This window comes from Microvirga ossetica (assembly GCF_002741015.1).
Classification (GTDB): domain Bacteria; phylum Pseudomonadota; class Alphaproteobacteria; order Rhizobiales; family Beijerinckiaceae; genus Microvirga; species Microvirga ossetica.
Genome location: NZ_CP016617.1, coordinates 240,000 through 256,201, shown reverse-complemented (window position 1 = coordinate 256,201; position 16,202 = coordinate 240,000). Strand labels below are relative to the sequence as shown.

General features: G+C 60.2%; 16 protein-coding genes and 1 pseudogene. 6 read left to right on the top strand and 11 right to left on the bottom strand.

Annotated features, from left to right (window positions below):
- Window positions 1-40 precede the first annotated feature (40 nt).
- The 8 genes and pseudogenes from BB934_RS28955 to BB934_RS28920 all read right to left on the bottom strand — a co-directional run bounded on the left by BB934_RS28955 (window position 41) and on the right by BB934_RS28920 (window position 8,104).
- Entirely contained in the window at window positions 41-1,048 is a 1,008-nt protein-coding gene (locus BB934_RS28955) for an ABC transporter substrate-binding protein (RefSeq protein WP_099513413.1), read from the bottom strand.
- 172 nt (window positions 1,049-1,220) lie between these two features.
- A complete protein-coding gene (locus BB934_RS28950) occupies window positions 1,221-2,399 on the bottom strand; it encodes a response regulator (RefSeq protein WP_099513412.1) in 1,179 nt (392 codons plus the stop codon).
- Window positions 2,400-2,414: 15 nt separating this feature from the next.
- Window positions 2,415-2,777, bottom strand: a complete 363-nt coding sequence (locus tag BB934_RS28945) for a response regulator (protein ID WP_173909538.1) — start codon at window positions 2,775-2,777, stop codon at window positions 2,415-2,417.
- A complete protein-coding gene (locus BB934_RS28940) occupies window positions 2,777-5,401 on the bottom strand; it encodes an ATP-binding protein (protein ID WP_099513410.1) in 2,625 nt (874 codons plus the stop codon). Before BB934_RS28940 ends, BB934_RS28945 begins: the two co-directional genes overlap by 1 nt.
- A complete protein-coding gene (locus BB934_RS28935; RefSeq protein ID WP_099513409.1) occupies window positions 5,388-5,972 on the bottom strand; it encodes an SCO family protein in 585 nt (194 codons plus the stop codon). Before BB934_RS28935 ends, BB934_RS28940 begins: the two co-directional genes overlap by 14 nt.
- Window positions 5,969-6,976, bottom strand: coding sequence for an ABC transporter substrate-binding protein (locus BB934_RS28930; RefSeq protein ID WP_099513408.1), 1,008 nt, complete (start codon window positions 6,974-6,976; stop codon window positions 5,969-5,971). The genes BB934_RS28935 and BB934_RS28930 overlap by 4 nt, the downstream gene beginning before the upstream one ends.
- A gap of 367 nt (window positions 6,977-7,343) precedes the next feature.
- Window positions 7,344-7,600 (bottom strand): annotated as a pseudogene (locus tag BB934_RS28925) (helix-turn-helix domain-containing protein).
- Window positions 7,601-7,717: 117 nt separating this feature from the next.
- Complete coding sequence (locus BB934_RS28920; protein WP_099514251.1) at window positions 7,718-8,104, bottom strand: hypothetical protein; 387 nt, start codon at window positions 8,102-8,104, stop codon at window positions 7,718-7,720.
- 96 nt (window positions 8,105-8,200) lie between these two features.
- Here BB934_RS28920 and BB934_RS28915 point away from each other — a divergent pair, with 96 nt between their 5' ends.
- Window positions 8,201-8,722 (top strand): TetR/AcrR family transcriptional regulator, encoded by a 522-nt coding sequence (locus BB934_RS28915; RefSeq protein ID WP_237050469.1) that lies wholly within the window; start codon window positions 8,201-8,203, stop codon window positions 8,720-8,722.
- 337 nt (window positions 8,723-9,059) lie between these two features.
- Here BB934_RS28915 and BB934_RS28910 read toward each other — a convergent pair whose 3' ends face one another.
- Window positions 9,060-9,761, bottom strand: coding sequence for an IS6 family transposase (locus BB934_RS28910; protein ID WP_099513406.1), 702 nt, complete (start codon window positions 9,759-9,761; stop codon window positions 9,060-9,062).
- A gap of 1,237 nt (window positions 9,762-10,998) precedes the next feature.
- On the opposite strand from BB934_RS28910, the gene BB934_RS28905 reads away from it, so the two are divergent.
- From BB934_RS28905 to BB934_RS47465, 5 genes are all read left to right on the top strand, one after another.
- Window positions 10,999-11,646 (top strand): hypothetical protein, encoded by a 648-nt coding sequence (locus tag BB934_RS28905; protein ID WP_099513405.1) that lies wholly within the window; start codon window positions 10,999-11,001, stop codon window positions 11,644-11,646.
- A gap of 46 nt (window positions 11,647-11,692) precedes the next feature.
- Window positions 11,693-11,821, top strand: coding sequence for a hypothetical protein (locus BB934_RS50280; RefSeq protein ID WP_257792378.1), 129 nt, complete (start codon window positions 11,693-11,695; stop codon window positions 11,819-11,821).
- A gap of 511 nt (window positions 11,822-12,332) precedes the next feature.
- Window positions 12,333-12,881, top strand: a complete 549-nt coding sequence (locus tag BB934_RS28900) for a hypothetical protein (RefSeq protein WP_157934386.1) — start codon at window positions 12,333-12,335, stop codon at window positions 12,879-12,881.
- 753 nt (window positions 12,882-13,634) lie between these two features.
- Window positions 13,635-15,281 carry a coiled-coil domain-containing protein gene (locus BB934_RS28895; protein ID WP_157934385.1) on the top strand — a complete coding sequence of 549 codons (1,647 nt, stop codon included), beginning with the start codon at window positions 13,635-13,637 and terminating at the stop codon, window positions 15,279-15,281.
- Between the two features lie 161 nt (window positions 15,282-15,442).
- A complete protein-coding gene (locus tag BB934_RS47465) occupies window positions 15,443-15,616 on the top strand; it encodes a hypothetical protein (protein WP_157934384.1) in 174 nt (57 codons plus the stop codon).
- Window positions 15,617-15,629: 13 nt separating this feature from the next.
- Here BB934_RS47465 and BB934_RS28890 read toward each other — a convergent pair whose 3' ends face one another.
- A complete protein-coding gene (locus BB934_RS28890) occupies window positions 15,630-15,869 on the bottom strand; it encodes a hypothetical protein (RefSeq protein ID WP_099513402.1) in 240 nt (79 codons plus the stop codon).
- 34 nt (window positions 15,870-15,903) lie between these two features.
- Entirely contained in the window at window positions 15,904-16,170 is a 267-nt protein-coding gene (locus tag BB934_RS28885) for a DUF6894 family protein (RefSeq protein ID WP_099513401.1), read from the bottom strand.
- Between the last annotated feature and the right edge of the window lie 32 nt (window positions 16,171-16,202).

Here is a 16,202-nt window from a genome sequence, read left to right as displayed (position 1 = left end):
CTGAGACCATTCCGTCACCGGGTGTGCAACGACCACTCGCTCATGTCTTCAACTCACGCTTGATCTCATTGAGAAAGCGCCAATCGGTGCCAGTGGCAATAATCTTTTGCGGACTCGACTTGATCATACCTCCCTCACGAAGCCGCAACGAGAAGAACCTGATCGTGTCCTCCGGATCGAGCTCCCGCCATTTGGCATAAGGAATGTCCCTGAGCGTCTGCAGAGCCAAGTCATAGTGTGTGGCATACCCATCGCTGATCAGAAGCCTGGCCACACGTTCCGGCTCCGAGACGCACAGATCATTGGCCTTGAGGACAGCGCGCAAGACCCTCTTGGTGGCTGCTGGATACTTCGCGGCATAAGCTGCATTGGCGGCCAGCATGCAGCAAAAATACTGTGACCAGGGTCGGTCCTGGAGGCTGTTGAGGATGACATGGCCAATCTTGCGAGCGCGCAGTTCCTGGGGCTCGGGCGGTCCCGCAAGGAATGCATCAACCTTGTGCTGTGCGAACAACTCCATCGGGTTGACGTCACTCGTCACCCAAACAATGTCCTTGAGCGGATCAAGCCCGACATAACTTGCCATAGCACTGACGTAGACGTGCGGATCCGATCCGCGGGCCACCCCCACAGCGACACTCTTACCCTTCAGGTCGAGGACGCTGTTGATGCCCTCATGCGCGAACAGCTCGTAGCAGCCCACATGCACGCCGCTGAGCACCTTGATCGGATCTCCCTGATCGATGCGAATGGCAAGTAAAGTTCCGTACTCGACGACGAAGTCGACGTCACCGCGCGCCGCCAGCGCTATCGAGGTCAGGCTGGCCTGTGTATCCACGTAGCGGAAGTCCGAGAGCCCATCAGCGCGGATCAGCTCTTCGGCCACAAATTGCGGTGCCAGGCAGATTCCCGGAGACCGTGCGAAGCGGACAGAGGTTGTCTCAAGCGCAGCCTCCTCGGCGAAGGCTCCAGGACGTTTCAACAGTGGAACAAGCCCGATGGCGGTGAGGCCGGTTAGGACATGACGGCGGGTCTGAATGGTATTCATGGGGCGCCTCCTCCGGTTGATCTCGGATCAGCCAGCTCAAACCTTCTGCTCGCACAGGAACGTGCTGAAGTAAGCTGGCTTGTTCCTTCGACGGCAATCGTCCGCGTTTCGTGGGCATATTCCTCAATGACAGCGCATCTGTGAGCCAGGAGCGGGAGGCGTCTTGGTTTTCTCAAAGGACGTCTCCTTGTTCGACTCTTTCACCAGCTGCCTCGTGTCTCGACTCGTCACACGACCCACACCATGAGACGAGCTCGAAGGCTGGGACCGGCTTGTGAAACCCTTTTAGCGTCAGATCGCCAACCGGACTGACCTCAATCCTCCCGTAGACCGAAGCCACGACCTTCTGGCTCAGCAGGATCTGGCCAGGCTTCGCGTCGCCGCATAAACGGCATGCGAGGTTTGGCACCGTGCCGATGACCGAGTATTCCTGCCGGTGCTCGAAGCCAACACTGCCCAATGTCGCGTATCCTCGGGCAACGCCAACACCGAAGCCGAGATCATGCCCTCGTTTCCGCCAACCTTCGGCCAGGACATGAATGCGCTCGCGCATGTGGAGCGCCAGCCTCACCGCGCGCTCGGCATGATCCTGCTGCGGGAGCGGATCGTTGAACAGCACCAGCACGCCATCCCCGACAAAGCGCTCCAGAGTCCCCTCGAGCTGCAGCACGAGCTGCCCGATCGCAGTATGATACTCCCGGAGCACGGTAATCACTTCCTCCGGCTCCGCCGTCTCGGCAAAGCCCGTAAAACCACGTAGATCCCCGAACACGACCGTGACATCACGCCGGTGGCTCTCCAGGGGATCCGCTCCTCCCCGCCCTGCGACCACGAGATCCGCCACTTGCGGTGGCAGGAACCGGCGCAGGCGCTCCATTCGGCCAATCTGCTCAACCTGCTCGGTGACGCGCTGCTCGAGTCGCTGGTTCCAGGTGGCCAGTTCTCGGGCCTGGTCTTGGACGGTGTCGTGCAGCGCCTTGATCCGCAGCATGGACCGGACCCGCGCCAGCAACGCGGCATGGTCAATCGGTTTGGTCAGATAGTCGTCGCCACCGGCATCGAGGCCTTCGATCACGTCCCGCGGGTCCGACTTGGCGGTGACGAGAATGACGGGGATGTGCCGGTGCGCGGCGTCGGCCTTTAGTCGCCGGACGGTCTCGATCCCGTCGAGCCTGGGCATCATGATGTCCAGAAGGATCAGATCAGGTTCGAGCTCCACTACCCGGGCAAGCGCCTCCTCGCCGTCGCCGGCCGTCGCAACCTCGTAGCCGTGGCTCCTGAGCCGACGCGTCATCAGGTCAAGGTTCTGCGGCGTGTCGTCGACCACGAGAATAAGAGGTAAATCACGCATGGCCGGGTGTCCTCTTCATGCGAGATACTCCTGGACTTTCGCCAGCAGATTGCGTGGACTGAACGGCTTGGCGACATACCCGTCACAGCCAGCCTCACGCGTCTTCGCCTCGTCGCCAGCAAGGGCATAGGAGGTGACGGCGATGATCGGAATGTGGTGCAGGTCCGGATTGGCCTTGATGCGCCGCGTCGCGTCGTAGCCATCCACCAGCGGCAATTGGATGTCCATCAGGATCAGGTCGGGCCGGTGTCGTTCGGCTTGGGCGATACCTTCCTCGCCATTGACCGCCTCCAGCACCTCGAAGCCTGCCCGCGTGAGCAGATCGCGCAGCATCTTGCGGTTGTGCCAGGTGTCCTCCACCACCAGGATGCGCTTCATCACGCCGCCTCCATGACTTCGCCAGCCTGAAGCGGGATCCTGATCCGGAAAGTGGAACCCTGCCCCGGGACAGATTCCACAGAGATCGTCCCGCCATGCATCTCGACGATGCGCCGTGAGATCGCGAGCCCCAGACCCGTACCGCCCTTTTGCCGGGTTGAGGAATTGTCGACCTGCTGGAAGGCATCGAAGATCCGCTCCTGGTCGGTCGGGGCAATTCCCGGGCCAGTGTCAGTCACAGCTAGCTCCAGCAGGTCACCGACCGCCGTTGCGGCGATTGTGACCGAGCCTGCGTCGGTGAACTTGATGGCGTTGCCGACAAGGTTGAGGAGAGCCTGGGTGAGCCGCCGTTCATCACCCCGTCCCAGCGGGAGATCCCCCGCGATGCCGACCTTCAGGTCGAGGCCTTTGGTCTGGGCGAGCGGTTGGGCGACAGAGGCCACGGCCTCGATGACGCCTTGGACGGCATACTCATCGAGCGCCAGCGCAAGCTGCCCGGCCTCGATCTTCGAGAGGTCGAGCACGTCATTGATGAGCGCCAGAAGGTGCTGGCCGTTCGCCTGAATGTACTCCAAGATCTCGTGAGCTTCGCCAGTCACGTCGCCGTAGACGCCATCGAGCAGCATCTCCGTATAGCCGAGGACCGCATTCAGAGGGGTGCGCAGCTCATGGCTCATGTTGGCCAGGAACTGCGACTTGTGCTGGCTCGCAATCTCGAGCTGACGGCTCTTGTCCTCGATCTCGCGGAAGAGCCGTGCGTTCTGGATGGCGAGCACCGACTGGTTCGCGAAGGTCTGCATCAGGTCGACGGTCCGCCTGGGAAACTCCGCTTGCTCCCGCCGCATCAGCACGAGCGTCCCGAAGACCCGTTCCGCCCGGACGAGTGGAACAACCAGAACGCTCCGGATTCCGGCCCCGACGGCGGCATCGCGCAGCGGCCAGTTCGGCAGTTTCATGATATCGCTGACGGCGACCGGGCCATGCTGCTGGATCGCACGTCCCATAGCTGTCTCGACCTCCAGGATCCGGATGTGGCGGATCCGCTCCGAAAAGTCCTCATCAAGGCCGCTCGCCCGCCATAGTACGAAGGCACGGTTCGTTCGATCGTAGCGGAACAGCCCACAGGCATCCGCCTGGCCCAGTGCCATGGCCCGGCTGGAGACCAGATCGAGGACTTGGGTCAGGTCGAGGGTGCCGCTAACGGCCTGACCGGTCTCACCAAGAGCCTTTAGCTCTTCGACCGAGGCGGCCAGTGCGGCGGACTGCTCCTTCAGCTCTCTGACGAGGCGGGCATTCTCGATGGCAATCACCGCCTGATCGGCAAAGACCGTGATCAGATCAATCTGCTTGTCGGTAAAGGGTTCGACATAGGGGCGAGAGAGCACGATCGCGCCGATCGGTTCCCCATCCCGCAGCAGGGGCACACCGAGTACGGTGCGAAAGCCCCCGAAGGCCTGGGCTTCTTTCCACATATAACGGTCGTCCGTCTCGATATCCTCATAGTGGAGGACGCGTCGCTCCGTGGTGGTGCGCCCGACAATGGTGCCGATCGCATCCGGACTGATGGGGTTGTTCTCAAGGAACTGCTTGAACTCGTCAGAGAAGCCGTACGAGGCCCGGAGCCGGTAAAGTCCGTTATCCAAGCGGAACAGGAGGGCCCGGTTGGCCCTGCACAGCCGAGCGGCGGTCTCCAGTAACGTGTCGAGCACGGGCTGCAGGTGAAGCGTCGAACGACTAATGGCCTTGAGTACCTCACCGGTGGCGGTCTGGTAGGTCAGCGCCTCGGTGAGCTCTCGCGTGCGTGCCTCGATCTGCCGGTAAAGCTGCCCGAGCTGCTCGGATGTCCGATTGACGTTCTGAGCGAGCACGCCGAGCTCGTCCCGATTGGCGATCGTGACCTTCTGGGCAAAGTCGCCGGCCGCGATCTGGCTGAGATGGGTCTCAATCTCCTTGACCGGCTCGATTAGCGACCATGAGATGATGTAACCAAGGCCGAGCGCCAACAGGATACTGCCGATGACAAACGAGATCACGACGGCCCGGGAGGTGGCGTAGGCCCGCTCGGTCGTCTCGATCGCGTCCACCATGTCGGCCTCGGCGATGTTGACCAACTGGTTCGTCAGCCGTTCCAGACGATCCGCCAGCGGCATGATCTGTGCCAGTTGCGTTGTCCGCGCTTCATCCCTCTGGCCGGTGCGGATGAAGTCCACCACCCGTGTCACCTCAGCCGTCAGGCGGTCATAGTCCTGGCGGACTTGAGCAAGAAGCTCGGCCTCGTCCCGGGCGATGAATTCCATGCGATCGAGATCGTAGCCGAACTGCCTGAGCTGACGGAGCGCTGCATCGAGCATTCGGTCCTCCTGCAGCAGGAGTGCGGTCGAGATGCTGTAGAGCTGGCTCGTGGTATCGTGCTGGACCTGATGGTAGGCTGCAATCTTGCGCTGCTGACGGATCAGCACATCAGTTTGCTCGTTGACCCCGCTTAGCACCTGCAACCCCACCGCGCCAAGCACGATGAGGAGCCCGACGATGGAGAGAAACGCGGCGAGCAGCTTGGTCTGAACGCGCGCCGGCAACCGGGCGACCCAGCCGACCAGCCAGTTCCTGATACTATTCGGCCTCATCGAGGAGCTTGAGAAGATCACCGCGGAACTCCTCCAGGTCGAACCGGACGCCGAGATACTGCACACGCAGGTTTCCCTTCGGGTCGATGAGTGACGTCAGGAAGGTGTGGTCGATGTCGCCGGACGCGGTCTTCTTCGCGAAGACGCCGTACTTTCGCTCAACCTCACGGATAACAACGGGGTCACCGGTCAGAAAGGCCCAGCCTTTCAGGTTGGCGCCGAAATTCTGCGCATATTGCTTCAGTGCTTCGGGCGTATCGCGCTCGGGATCGACGGTGATCGACACGAAGGCGACCTTAGAGCCAAACACGGAACCCAGCTTGTCCTGTACGCGCGCCATGTTGTCGGTCAGCAGCGGACAGGTGTCCGTGCAGGACGCAAAGATGAAGGTGACAGCGACCGCCTTGCCACGGAAATCGTGGAGCGACACGCGATTGCCATCCTGCGACGTCAGGGTAAAGTCCGGTGCTGTCCGTATGACCGGTAAGCGCTGATTGTGCGGTGCGTCGTGGCTCTGCGCCGGGCAGGACAGCAGTGCTGCCAGCAGAAGGGATGCAAGCCGCCCGCTCATGTCTTCAACTCACGCCTGATCTCATTGAGGAAGCGCCAATCGGTGCCGCTGGCGATGATCTTCTGTGGGCTCGACTTGATCATGCCGGCCTCATGCAGGCGCAAGGAGTAGAACCGGATCGTATCCTCCGGGTCGTAGTCCCGCCATTTGGCGTAGGAGATCTCCTTGAGGGCTTGAAGGGCGGGATCGTACCGCTTGGTATAGCCACCATTCACCAAGAGCGTGGCCACCTGCTCGGGATTCGAGACGCACAGATCAGTCGCCTTGAGAACAGCGCGCACAACCCTTTTGGTGGCCGCAGGATAGTTCTCCAGATACGACGCATTGGTGGCCAGCATGCAGCAGTAGTATTGGGACCAGGGGCGGTCCAGAATGCTGTTGACAATGACATGGCCGACCCTGCGGGCGCGGAGCTCCTGCGGCTCTGGCGGAAAGGCCACAAAGGCGTCGATCCTGCCCTGCGTGAACAGCTCCATCGGGTTGACGTCACTCGTCACCCAATTGATGTCCTTGAGCGGATCAAGCCCGACATGGGTCGCCATTGCTGTCACAAAGACATGCGGGTCGGACCCCAGATTTTGCCCGGCGCCGACAGTCTTGCCTTTCAGGTCGAGGACACTATTGATGCCCTCATGCGCGAAAAGTTCGTAGCATCCGACATGCACGCCGGTGAGGATCTTGAGGGGCGCCCCTTGATCGATCTGCAGAGCCAGAGCGGTTCCGAACTCAACAACAAAGTCCACTTCGCTGCGGGCCAGCATCGCGGTCGCGGTTAGACCGGCCACTGCATCCACGTAACGGAAGTCGGAAAACCCATCGGCGCGGAGCAGGTCTTCTGCCACAAACTGCGGTGCGTTGCAGATCCCAGGAGATTTCGAGAAGCGAACGGTGGTGGTATCAAGCGGAGCCTCCTCCGAGGAGGCTCTCCGGGCATCGAGCAGGGCGGCTAGCCCGGTCGTAGTGAGGCCAGCGAGGATATGGCGGCGGGTTGAAGTGCTGTGCATGGAGCGTCCCCTCCACTTGATATCGGATAAGGCCTGTCTTCCCACTTGGAGGAGTGATCAGGACCGATTGTCGATCAGCGCACCGTTCTCGCGTGTGTCCTCTCGGCGTTCCTCGCCCGTGCGCCCAATGAGGCGACGACGTTGCCGCTCCAGTTCCTGCAACGGCGCAATCCTGGCAATGGGTGGCTTTCGGACACAGGCCGCGCCATCCCAGAAAGCGATTTTACGCCTCTATTGCCGAGCCTTCCAGCCTGAATTCGCGCTGGGCCTTTTGATCTCTGGCCGCTGCGATGTCGCTTCCGGGACTGAAGGCTTTGAATTGGTCAAGATGGCTCAGAATTCGGGGATGAGATGTTATTGGGGAGCCTTACACGATATCCCAGGCGCGATAGCGGGTGCGGCCAGTGAGCTCGCGTGGCAGCGCCCCGCCGAGCTGCGCCAGCATCAGGTCGACGGCCTTGGGGTGACCTGCAACAGCTTGGCCGCGAGGGGCACCGTCACCAGCAGGCGCGACAGGAACAGCTCGAGCAGGGCTGGCAGCTTGGAATTGCTGCGGGTCTTGGTCGTCACCCGACCAATCAGCTCGCGGGCGAGAATGAGCCGGTCGAGGTGACATTGGTGCATAAATCAGCGTAGCGGCTGACGTTAAGATGACCCGGCGACCAGAATCTTCATGTCGGCCTCCCTGTGCTTGCATCAGACGATCACACGACCTGGTTCAGCGCGAAGCCCGGCGGGCGCTCACAGGCTGGTTTCGGCGAGCCCGTAGAGGGTCAGGCTGAGCGCGGCTCCATAGACGATCCAGCCCGGGTGCCGCCCTCGGGTAGCCCAGAGATTGCCGAGGGTGGCAAACAGGTACGAGCTTCCCACCAGCAAGCCCGTTGCCAGCCTGGCCTCCCGCCCGAACGTGCAGGCGGCTACGATCAGCGCGAGCCCGCCAATGAACCAGTTGAAGGTGCTGAACTGCAGCAGGAGCGTCACAAGCCGCTGGACCTGCGCACTGATCCGGGCAGCCGCGAGCTCCTGAACCGGATCGACGATACGAGACTGGGTGAGCATGCCGTGCACGACGGCACCAAAGCTGCCGATGAGCCCGGCGATGATGAGAGCGGCGTCGTGTCTGGTCATCACCATACACCTCTGTATGGTGATGACCATAGCCCAATGGCTGGACGAGTCAATACACATGTGTATGGTGCAGCCATGGGCGATCGGCGAACAAAGTTGGACTGGTTGAAGCAGGGCCTGCGGACGCTGGCGAACGCTGGGCCGGGCGCCTTGAAGGTCGGCCCGATGGCCGCTGCGCTCAACGTGTCGCGTGGCAGTTTCTACTGGCATTTCCAGGACATCGAGGACTTCCGGAGCCAGCTCCTGCAGCACTGGCAGGAAACGTCGACGGATCAGATCATCGATGCGCTGGATGCCAGGCCGGGCGACCCAGGCCGGTTGCGGGATCTGCTGCACGACGCCTTCGGTCGGCAGCCTAAGCTTGACCGCGCCGTCCGGTCTTGGGCCGCCCACGACAAGGATGTTGCGAGCCTTGTTGCCGCCGTGGACGACCGACGGATCGCCCGCGTTGCCCGATTGCTGGTCGATGCTGGCGTGGACACCACGCGCGCAGCCCATCGGGCCGTGTTCCTCTACTGGGCTTTTCTGGGGCAGGCGGCCGTCGCGGACCAGCGCCACGCGTCGCTGCCGAAGGAGGCCCTGAACGACCTCGCACATCTGTTCGGCGCCCCGGATTAGGCGCGGTTTGGGATCGTGCTGAATGTGCGGGCCGCGTCTCTTTGCGCCCGGAGGAACTCGCCGCAGCGAGCTGGCGAGCGACTTTCGGTCGACACGCTTCGCCCTCCTACCTAGGTTATTGTGACAGCCGCAGTGCGGCCGTGTAGAAGGCCGCTCACGGTGCCAACGCCGACGTTCGCTTTACTTCTCTTCAGTGCCAGGAGAACACACTTCGAACTTGCTCCATCCCTCGCGTCGAGCCCTCAGAGCCATGGTGGCAGGAGATTCCGGAGGCGACTCATAGGGGCTTGTCACATTGCGGGGTCTGACCGAAATGGGATCTGCCACATGTCCCTCGCTATGCCACTATACCCGCAGCTTCGCGCCACGTGGCGAACGCCTCGGCTCGGAGGAGCCGGTGCGTTCGGGCGGTCGTGAGATGGCGAGGAACGGTGAACGTGTTGTAGATCGCTGCATGCATTGTGAGGAACCGCTGGGCCGAGCCGGGTGACTTGAACCCCTGCAGCTTCCACTCTCGTCGTCGCACCGGCACGTGCGAACTCTCCGCTCGGTTGTTGGCCCGCTTGGCCTGGGTATGAACGGCCCTCTGGATCTTCAGGCCTCGAAGCGCAGCTCCATAGGCGGGACACTTGTCCGTGACCCACTCTGTTGGAGCGGTGCCGTGCTTCTTCAGGAGCTTACGAATGAGCTTCAGGGCGGCTCGCTTGTCGCGCTTCGCTTGAACCAGCACCTCGAGGACCTCGCCTTCAGCATCAACGGCGCGCCAGAGATACATCTGCTTGCCTCCAATGCGAACAAACATCTCGTCCAGGTGCCAGCGACTGTGAGGCTTAGGACGTCGGGTCCGCAGCTGGTGCGCGATCACCGGTCCAAAGGTGAGCACCCAGCGCCGAATGGTCTCATAAGACACCTCGACCCCACGCTCGGCCAGGAGCTCCTCGGCATCCCGGTAGCTGAGGGTGAAACGCAGGTAGAGCCAGATCGCGCGCTGAATGATGTCGCTGGGGAAGCGGTAGCCGGAGTAGAATGGTGAGGTCATATCGAACAGCTAAGCCGATGCAATGCCGTCAGCAAGCTGCAAACGTGACAAGCCCCTACATGGAGCGGCGAGAGACGAGCCAGCTTCAGAGCCCGTTTTTTCCGCATCCTGGCCGTAGAGACCGCGTCGGGCAATTAGTTGGATGGCTGTTGACCGGAGTAGGGCGAGCCTATCTGGCCTTCTGCCCCGAACAGGAGCGAAAGCGGATTGTAAGCCGACTTGTAAGCTCCGACCTGCCCGATGATCAACTTGCAAGGGAACCCGAACGACTGGGGCGCATTCTGGCGCGGACGCGTGAAAGGGGGTACGGCACGCGCGATCCGATCTTCACAGGCGGTCCTCACGGAGCCCCGCCTATCAACGACCAACTGGCCGCCATTGCGGTTCCGTTGCAAGGACAGCGGCGGGTCTACGGCTCCATCAACCTGCTCTGGATCAAGACAGCGTTTTCAGTTGAGGACTTTGCCTCCCGACATCTCGGAGACTTGCAGACTGCCGCGTGTGAGATTGTAAGTGCACTCGAAGGACCGCCGCGAACAAGATGAGTGTGCCGGCCTTAACCGTGAGAATGCTTATGGCACATCTGAGACGTAGGGCTGAGGTCAGCTAATCGCGCCACAGCAGACCTTCCTGAAGGGCATGGGACCGTCAGAGGTGACCCCATGTATGGACTGACCGTGCGTCGCCCAGCCTGTGAATCAGCATCGAATGCGGACCCTTGAGCCGACTGCCATGAAGTGCATGACTTTGCTGGCGAATTCAAAGCGCCAGTGGGGTCATGATCGGTGCCGATCGTGACCCGCTGAGTTTCCAGTTTGAGTCGCTAAACCAAGGCGTTGCGCTGCCCTCGCCAGGGGTCAACCTTCGGTGCCGTTCCACACCAGCTTGAGGTCATGCCGATGGCCGCGTAAAATCCAAGCCAATCAGCCTCCGGAAAACTCGGCGCGGTTCACTTATTGCGGGAGCTTGCTGCTGCAATCCGAGCGCTTAAGCACAAGGACGAAAGTTGATCCCATGCTCCAAGTTTTGAAAGCCATGGAGCAATTGGCAGTTTAGACGGCGACCTGAAGGAAGAGGTCGAGGATTTCGAATACACTTCAAAGGCTTAGCAACTAAAATCCTGCCAAAACGTTAGTCTATCAACGGTGGCCATCTCGGCTGACGAGCCGTTAGCCCGAAGCAGCTTGGGCATTGGTCGGGTTGGCAATGTTCTTCCCTGTTATGGGAGGATGGAGCCATGATGCAGATTCTTCCATTGGCCATCGCATTTGCCTTAGCTGTTTCCGCAGGAGCCGAGGGCGCAACACCTCGAAAACGTGGCACTGCTGCTCAGGAGCGGGCGCCACCCCGAGCGGCGCAAGAACAGGATGAGTTCCGCGCCTGTGATGTGGCCGTCCGTGAGTTCGTCCAGGGGCGAAAGGAGGCCGCGGCACTTGCGGTCAGGGAGGTCAGGGTCGACAGCTTGAGGATGACCTTGAATTTCGTCCATCCATACGGCGAAAGTGGTGACACGCCTCCAAATCTCGCCTTCACCCGAGGCGAGTCCATCGAGGAACGACGAAAGGCGTTGAATGAGGCGAAGCAAAGAGCGCAGATGCTAGCAGAAGCGGCTAAAGCTGGATTTGTCTGGTACGTCATCGTCCTGAGGAAGGAAGGGAGTCCAGGTGAGGAGCGTCGTAGCCCAGCGAGTGCCCAAACCACCGAAGGGCGCCCATCGTCGGCTGACGCTATGGTCATGGCCAGCATCGAAGGCCGCTGCATAACGGTGTTTCAGTATGAGGCAATTCCGTTTAACAGCCTTAGTGAGGAATTGCGGCAGGTACTCGGTCAACGTGGGCTGGAGGCGGCACCGGCTGAGGCTCTCCCGCAATCGCCTCCATCATGAGGTGAAGGCGGCTCTACTCGGGGATGCAAACGCGGATGAATGGGATGTGCTGCGCAAGCCCAAGGGCATGCGCTCGGCGACCGATGAGCGGTGGGTGGCCAAGTACGATGCTGCCGAGGAAATGCTGGATGCGCAGCTCGTCATGGCAGCGGCACGGCTGATGAAGCGGATCTAGCCAAGAAGTCCCGATAGGTCACCAAAGGCACCTTACTTCATGCCCGCACACCTGGGGAGTATGTTTAGGCAGATGAATTGGGCATGCGGATTCCAGCAGGGAGTGACAAGGAACCGCTTCGGTTCAGCCTTTGAGCGGATCCAAATGGATAATCCTCCCGAATTGCCAATGATGATGCACGGCGAAGCCACAATTCAGGGCAGTAATAGATTGCTGTTGCGTGCGGGGCATACAAAAAATGTACGCTCCACGGCAGTTGCTAGAGCGCAATCGATTTAGCGGCGGATCTCTTGGGCTGTTCCAACCGGCACCCTCTGTAGAGCTGTCCTCGCAACCAGCGCGTGAAAGTGGCACCTCTGAGAACAGGGCGGCCTAGAACCAAACCACAGAAATCTGCGCAACCGCGTGTGTCCGGCGCAATCATCAGGAGGAGCCATGCTTCGGGTCTCTCTCGTTTCGGTTATCACAATTGTGGTGCTTGCCACTCAGCCTGTCTTCGCCAAGGGCGGAGGTGAAGGAGGTAACGGCGGCGGTGGTCAGGGTAATCACAATGACGGCGGAAGAGACGGAGGGGGCGGTCAAGGGACCGGGAACAGCGGAGGCAACGGAAATAGTAGCGGCAAAGACGGTGGTTCCAGCCCGGGTAATGGGAACAGCGGCAGTGATAAGAGCAGCGAAAATGCCGGAGGAGGTGGAGGACGAGGTGGCGGGAACAGTAGCAGTGGCGGTCAGGGCAACGGAACCACCGGAGGAAATGCCGAAGGCGGTGGTCAGGGCAGTGGAAGTAGGGGCGGCAAAGGCAGTGGAAGCACCGGTGGTGGTGGCAGTGGTAGCCAAGGCAACGGCGGAAATGCCGGCGGTGGCGGCAAAGGCGGTGGGAGCGCTGGAACTGGCAATAATCAGAGTGCCGGGAATAGTGGCAGCCCCAGCCAAGTCAATGGAAGCGGAGGCAGCGCTGGTGCCAAAGGCGCCGGGAGCACTGGAGGCACAAGCAATCAGGCCAGCAACAACAGCAGCGGCAAACCTGGGGGAGCGTCGGCTTCAGCATCCACGTCCGTAGCACCAGATACGGCAGGCACAGCAAGTTCACGAGCAGCGCCAGCCGCTGCAAACTCCCAAGCTGCGTCGACTGCCGTAAGGTCATCAGCAACGCCAACTGCTGCAAGTCTACGATCCGCGCCATCTGTTTCGGTCGCAGCAACTATACCGCCATCGCTCGGGGTCAGAGGAAGCAGTGCCGCATTGGCCCTGCCGCTCTCCCTCGTGCCGCGTCTTGAGACATCGGGCTCTGCAACTGCAGACTTTGTGGAGCCCCTCGTCCGGCGAGCAGGTGTCCCAATTCAGATTGTCCAAGCCTGTCGCACGTCCATTGTGACGGCAGCGCTTCCTTATGGAGCTGTGCAGGTGGATGCAGGCAGTGTCGGGCAAGCGAGCCGCACACCGGACGGAGGACTCACGGCTCCCCTTGAAGTGAGAGTTGTTTACGCTCGGGCGAATGCACGCCAAGTCCGCCAGTCTCGCATTTCATGCCGGCTCAATGCGTCCGGCGCAGTGGTGGCGCTCCGCTGATAGCGGGTCAGCCGCGACAGAGTGAGAGCTGACTTAGCAGCAGCCAACATACAACTCTGCAACATCGTGGACTTTTCAGGACACTTTAGTACTCCGCCGGAATTGCACCTACGAACGACCTTTTTGGAGGGCTCACATGGTGTCACAGAGCATTTGGCCTTCAGGTGCCTCAGCCTACAGCCACCACGTACCGAGGGTGCGACACGGATGGCGGAGCCTTATACCCACTGTCGTTGCTGTAGGTGTGTTTGCGTATTCTTCGCACGGTCTCGCAGGTGACGAGATTGGTGGAGCCACTCCCCATCCGCCTCAGATTGGAGAGGGCCATGCACCAGACGGTACACAACGAACACCTAATTCGGCGGAACAGGACATTGCAATATCCCCTAATGTCGAAGCCCCGCAAAGGAAATGGATCTCGCTTTTCCAGGAGCTTTTAACAGGCCCTGAAAGAACCGAGCTTGCTGCCGATGTTGGAGAATTGCTGCGGCAGAAGGACTTAACCGGAGCACGGCAGAGGCTTGAAGCTGCTGTAAATGCAGGGACACTCGCGATAATCATCAGTGATAGTATGCAAGATCCAGAACTGCAGAAGCTGCTGCAGGCTGTAGCACGTGAGCGGCAAGACACCCGCTTGGCTCAGGGCATCCCAGTCGCTGACCCGGGAGCAAATGGGGGCAAAGTAGGCGCACCGGGCGATGCTGCCGAAAAAGAGAGGGTGCGTGCCGAAGAAGCGTTACAAGAGCTACACGCAGTGCAAGAGCAAGTCGCAGCTTTAAGGGAAAAGGAGGCCAGAGTAGTAGAGCTTGAGCATAAACTGGAGCAGGAAAAAGGGCGGACAGCTTCAGGGATAAATGACTTGAGCCTCGTGCGAAGCCAGCTCGCAGCAATGACGCAGGACGCCATAAGAGCCGCTGACACGAGAGATGAGCATGCCAAAGAGGCGGAACAGGGTAAAGCTGCACTGTTGGAACTGACGGCAAAATTGGCAGAAGCCCAAGAGCAACTTGTGCTTCTCAAGGGGAGTGCCGCAGAAAAAGACGAATTGCGACCGGCTCTTGAGCGGGAAAGAGATGCCGTAAAATCTGCGGGCCGCAAGCTTGAGGCTCTGAGAAGAGAACTCGTCACGCTCCAGACAAGCGCAGTTAGCTCCGCCGCAGCGGTCAGATCAGCCACCCAAGAGAAAGAGCGAGCAGATGCCACATCTCAGCAGTTGACGGCCGTGCAGGAGCAACTCTCTGCTCTCCGAGAGAGCAAGGCCAAGATGCAGGACGAGTTAAAACAAGAGAGAGGGCGCAGCGCTTCGGTCACTCGGCAGTTAGGCGCTTCCGAGCGAGAAATTTTAGCTCTGAAAGCCCAAGCCGAAAGCGCTGCTACAATTCAGGAAGTGCTCCGTCAAGAGAAAGAGAATTCCGCTGCTGCACTCCGTGACGTGCACGCTTTGAAGAAGCAAATCGCGGATGTAGGAGTCCGCACAGAATTCGTACCCGCCGCATTACTTTTCCAAACCACTCCTGTCCTGCTCAAGCCTTCAACCCATACATTCCAGGGAGGCGCGAAGCTGAACAGGGGAGCCGGTACAGACGACGATATCTCGCAACGTAAGGCTCGGCAGGTGTCTCTCCCACCCCAAGTCGAGAGGGAGCGCGAGTTGTCCGATGAAGCAACGGCACAGACCCGTCGCCGCACTCTCCAACTGAAATCCGTAGAGAAATCGGTCAGGCCACCCTCTACAAGCTCGAAGCCAAGCGGAGCGGCAGGCAGAGACACTGTCGTTAAACTGAAGCGCTCTCCTCGGTTTCCAACCCGCGAGAATTCCGCTCCCGAGCCTCTTGCTCCGAACTTGCCCGCGATCCTACTGCCCGTCGACGGGCTTTGGGCGCTCTATTAGATCTGAAAAGTCATTGAGACGTCCTGTCCGCTACCTAATGCTCAGAAGGACGAAAGGGAACTCGCTGACAAAAGCATTCTGGTCATGCGAGGAAAACGCCGAGCAGGAGGCGGATTCAGCCAAGAGATTTCGATTCAGGAATCAAGTGCACCAAGGCGAAGGTGACGGCAGTTCTCCTCGGGCATGAGGACCCGGATGAATGGGTTCTGCCGCCCAAGCCCAAAGGCATGCGCTGGGCGACCTATGAACGGTGGGTGGCCAAGTATGATGCGGCTGAGGAGATGCTAGACACCCATCTCGCCATGGCGGCGGCACGACTGATGAGGCGGCTTTGAGTTTGGTGCAGTGTCAGTCCAACCAAGGCTGAAGCAGCGGCTTGGCGAGTTGCAACTGCCGTACAATCCCTTGGTGGGGAACACCTTTTTGCTGCAGAAAGCCTTGGATCTGCTGCTTGGCCTCCTCCCATGACAGCCCCTGTTGATAGCAGCACTCCAGATACTTTAAAGTTCGCTCACGGTTCAACTCAGGAACCGCGAGTGGCGCCTGCTCATCCAAAAAGCACGGCGCGACCAAATCCTCGCACGTCACGGTGGATCTCGCAGGTTAGAATGCGGTCTCAGCCTCAGGAAAGAAGCGAGACATCCGATGAAGCGGCTGTAGAGAAGGCTGCTTGAGATACGGACATAGTGAAGATGCTCTGCCCGTCCTCGTTCAAGACTACAACGCGATGGTTCTGCGAGGGACTAGACAAGACCGGGTCGAGAGCGACCAACCCATTGCTCATGCGGGCGAACTGCCGGGCATCTTCGTCACTGGGACATTCATAGCCCGAGGCATCTTCGGAGATGCGTTGCGCCCCCTGATAGAGGTCGAAGTAGTACCTTGGCATGAGCAATGTCTCCTCACAGGACGAAGGTTAAG

Bases quoted from the DNA above. Each gene is read 5' to 3' on its own strand.
- BB934_RS28885 (WP_099513401.1), bottom strand. From the start codon at position 16,170: ATGCCAAGGTACTACTTCGACCTCTATCAGGGGGCGCAACGCATCTCC.
- BB934_RS28955 (WP_099513413.1), bottom strand. From the start codon at position 1,048: ATGAATACCATTCAGACCCGCCGTCATGTCCTAACCGGCCTCACCGCC.
- BB934_RS28950 (WP_099513412.1), bottom strand. From the start codon at position 2,399: ATGCGTGATTTACCTCTTATTCTCGTGGTCGACGACACGCCGCAGAAC.
- BB934_RS28940 (WP_099513410.1), bottom strand. From the start codon at position 5,401: ATGAGGCCGAATAGTATCAGGAACTGGCTGGTCGGCTGGGTCGCCCGG.
- BB934_RS28945 (WP_173909538.1), bottom strand. From the start codon at position 2,777: ATGAAGCGCATCCTGGTGGTGGAGGACACCTGGCACAACCGCAAGATG.
- BB934_RS28910 (WP_099513406.1), bottom strand. From the start codon at position 9,761: ATGACCTCACCATTCTACTCCGGCTACCGCTTCCCCAGCGACATCATT.
- BB934_RS28935 (WP_099513409.1), bottom strand. From the start codon at position 5,972: ATGAGCGGGCGGCTTGCATCCCTTCTGCTGGCAGCACTGCTGTCCTGC.
- BB934_RS28920 (WP_099514251.1), bottom strand. From the start codon at position 8,104: ATGACCAGACACGACGCCGCTCTCATCATCGCCGGGCTCATCGGCAGC.
- BB934_RS28905 (WP_099513405.1), top strand. From the start codon at position 10,999: ATGATGCAGATTCTTCCATTGGCCATCGCATTTGCCTTAGCTGTTTCC.
- BB934_RS28930 (WP_099513408.1), bottom strand. From the start codon at position 6,976: ATGCACAGCACTTCAACCCGCCGCCATATCCTCGCTGGCCTCACTACG.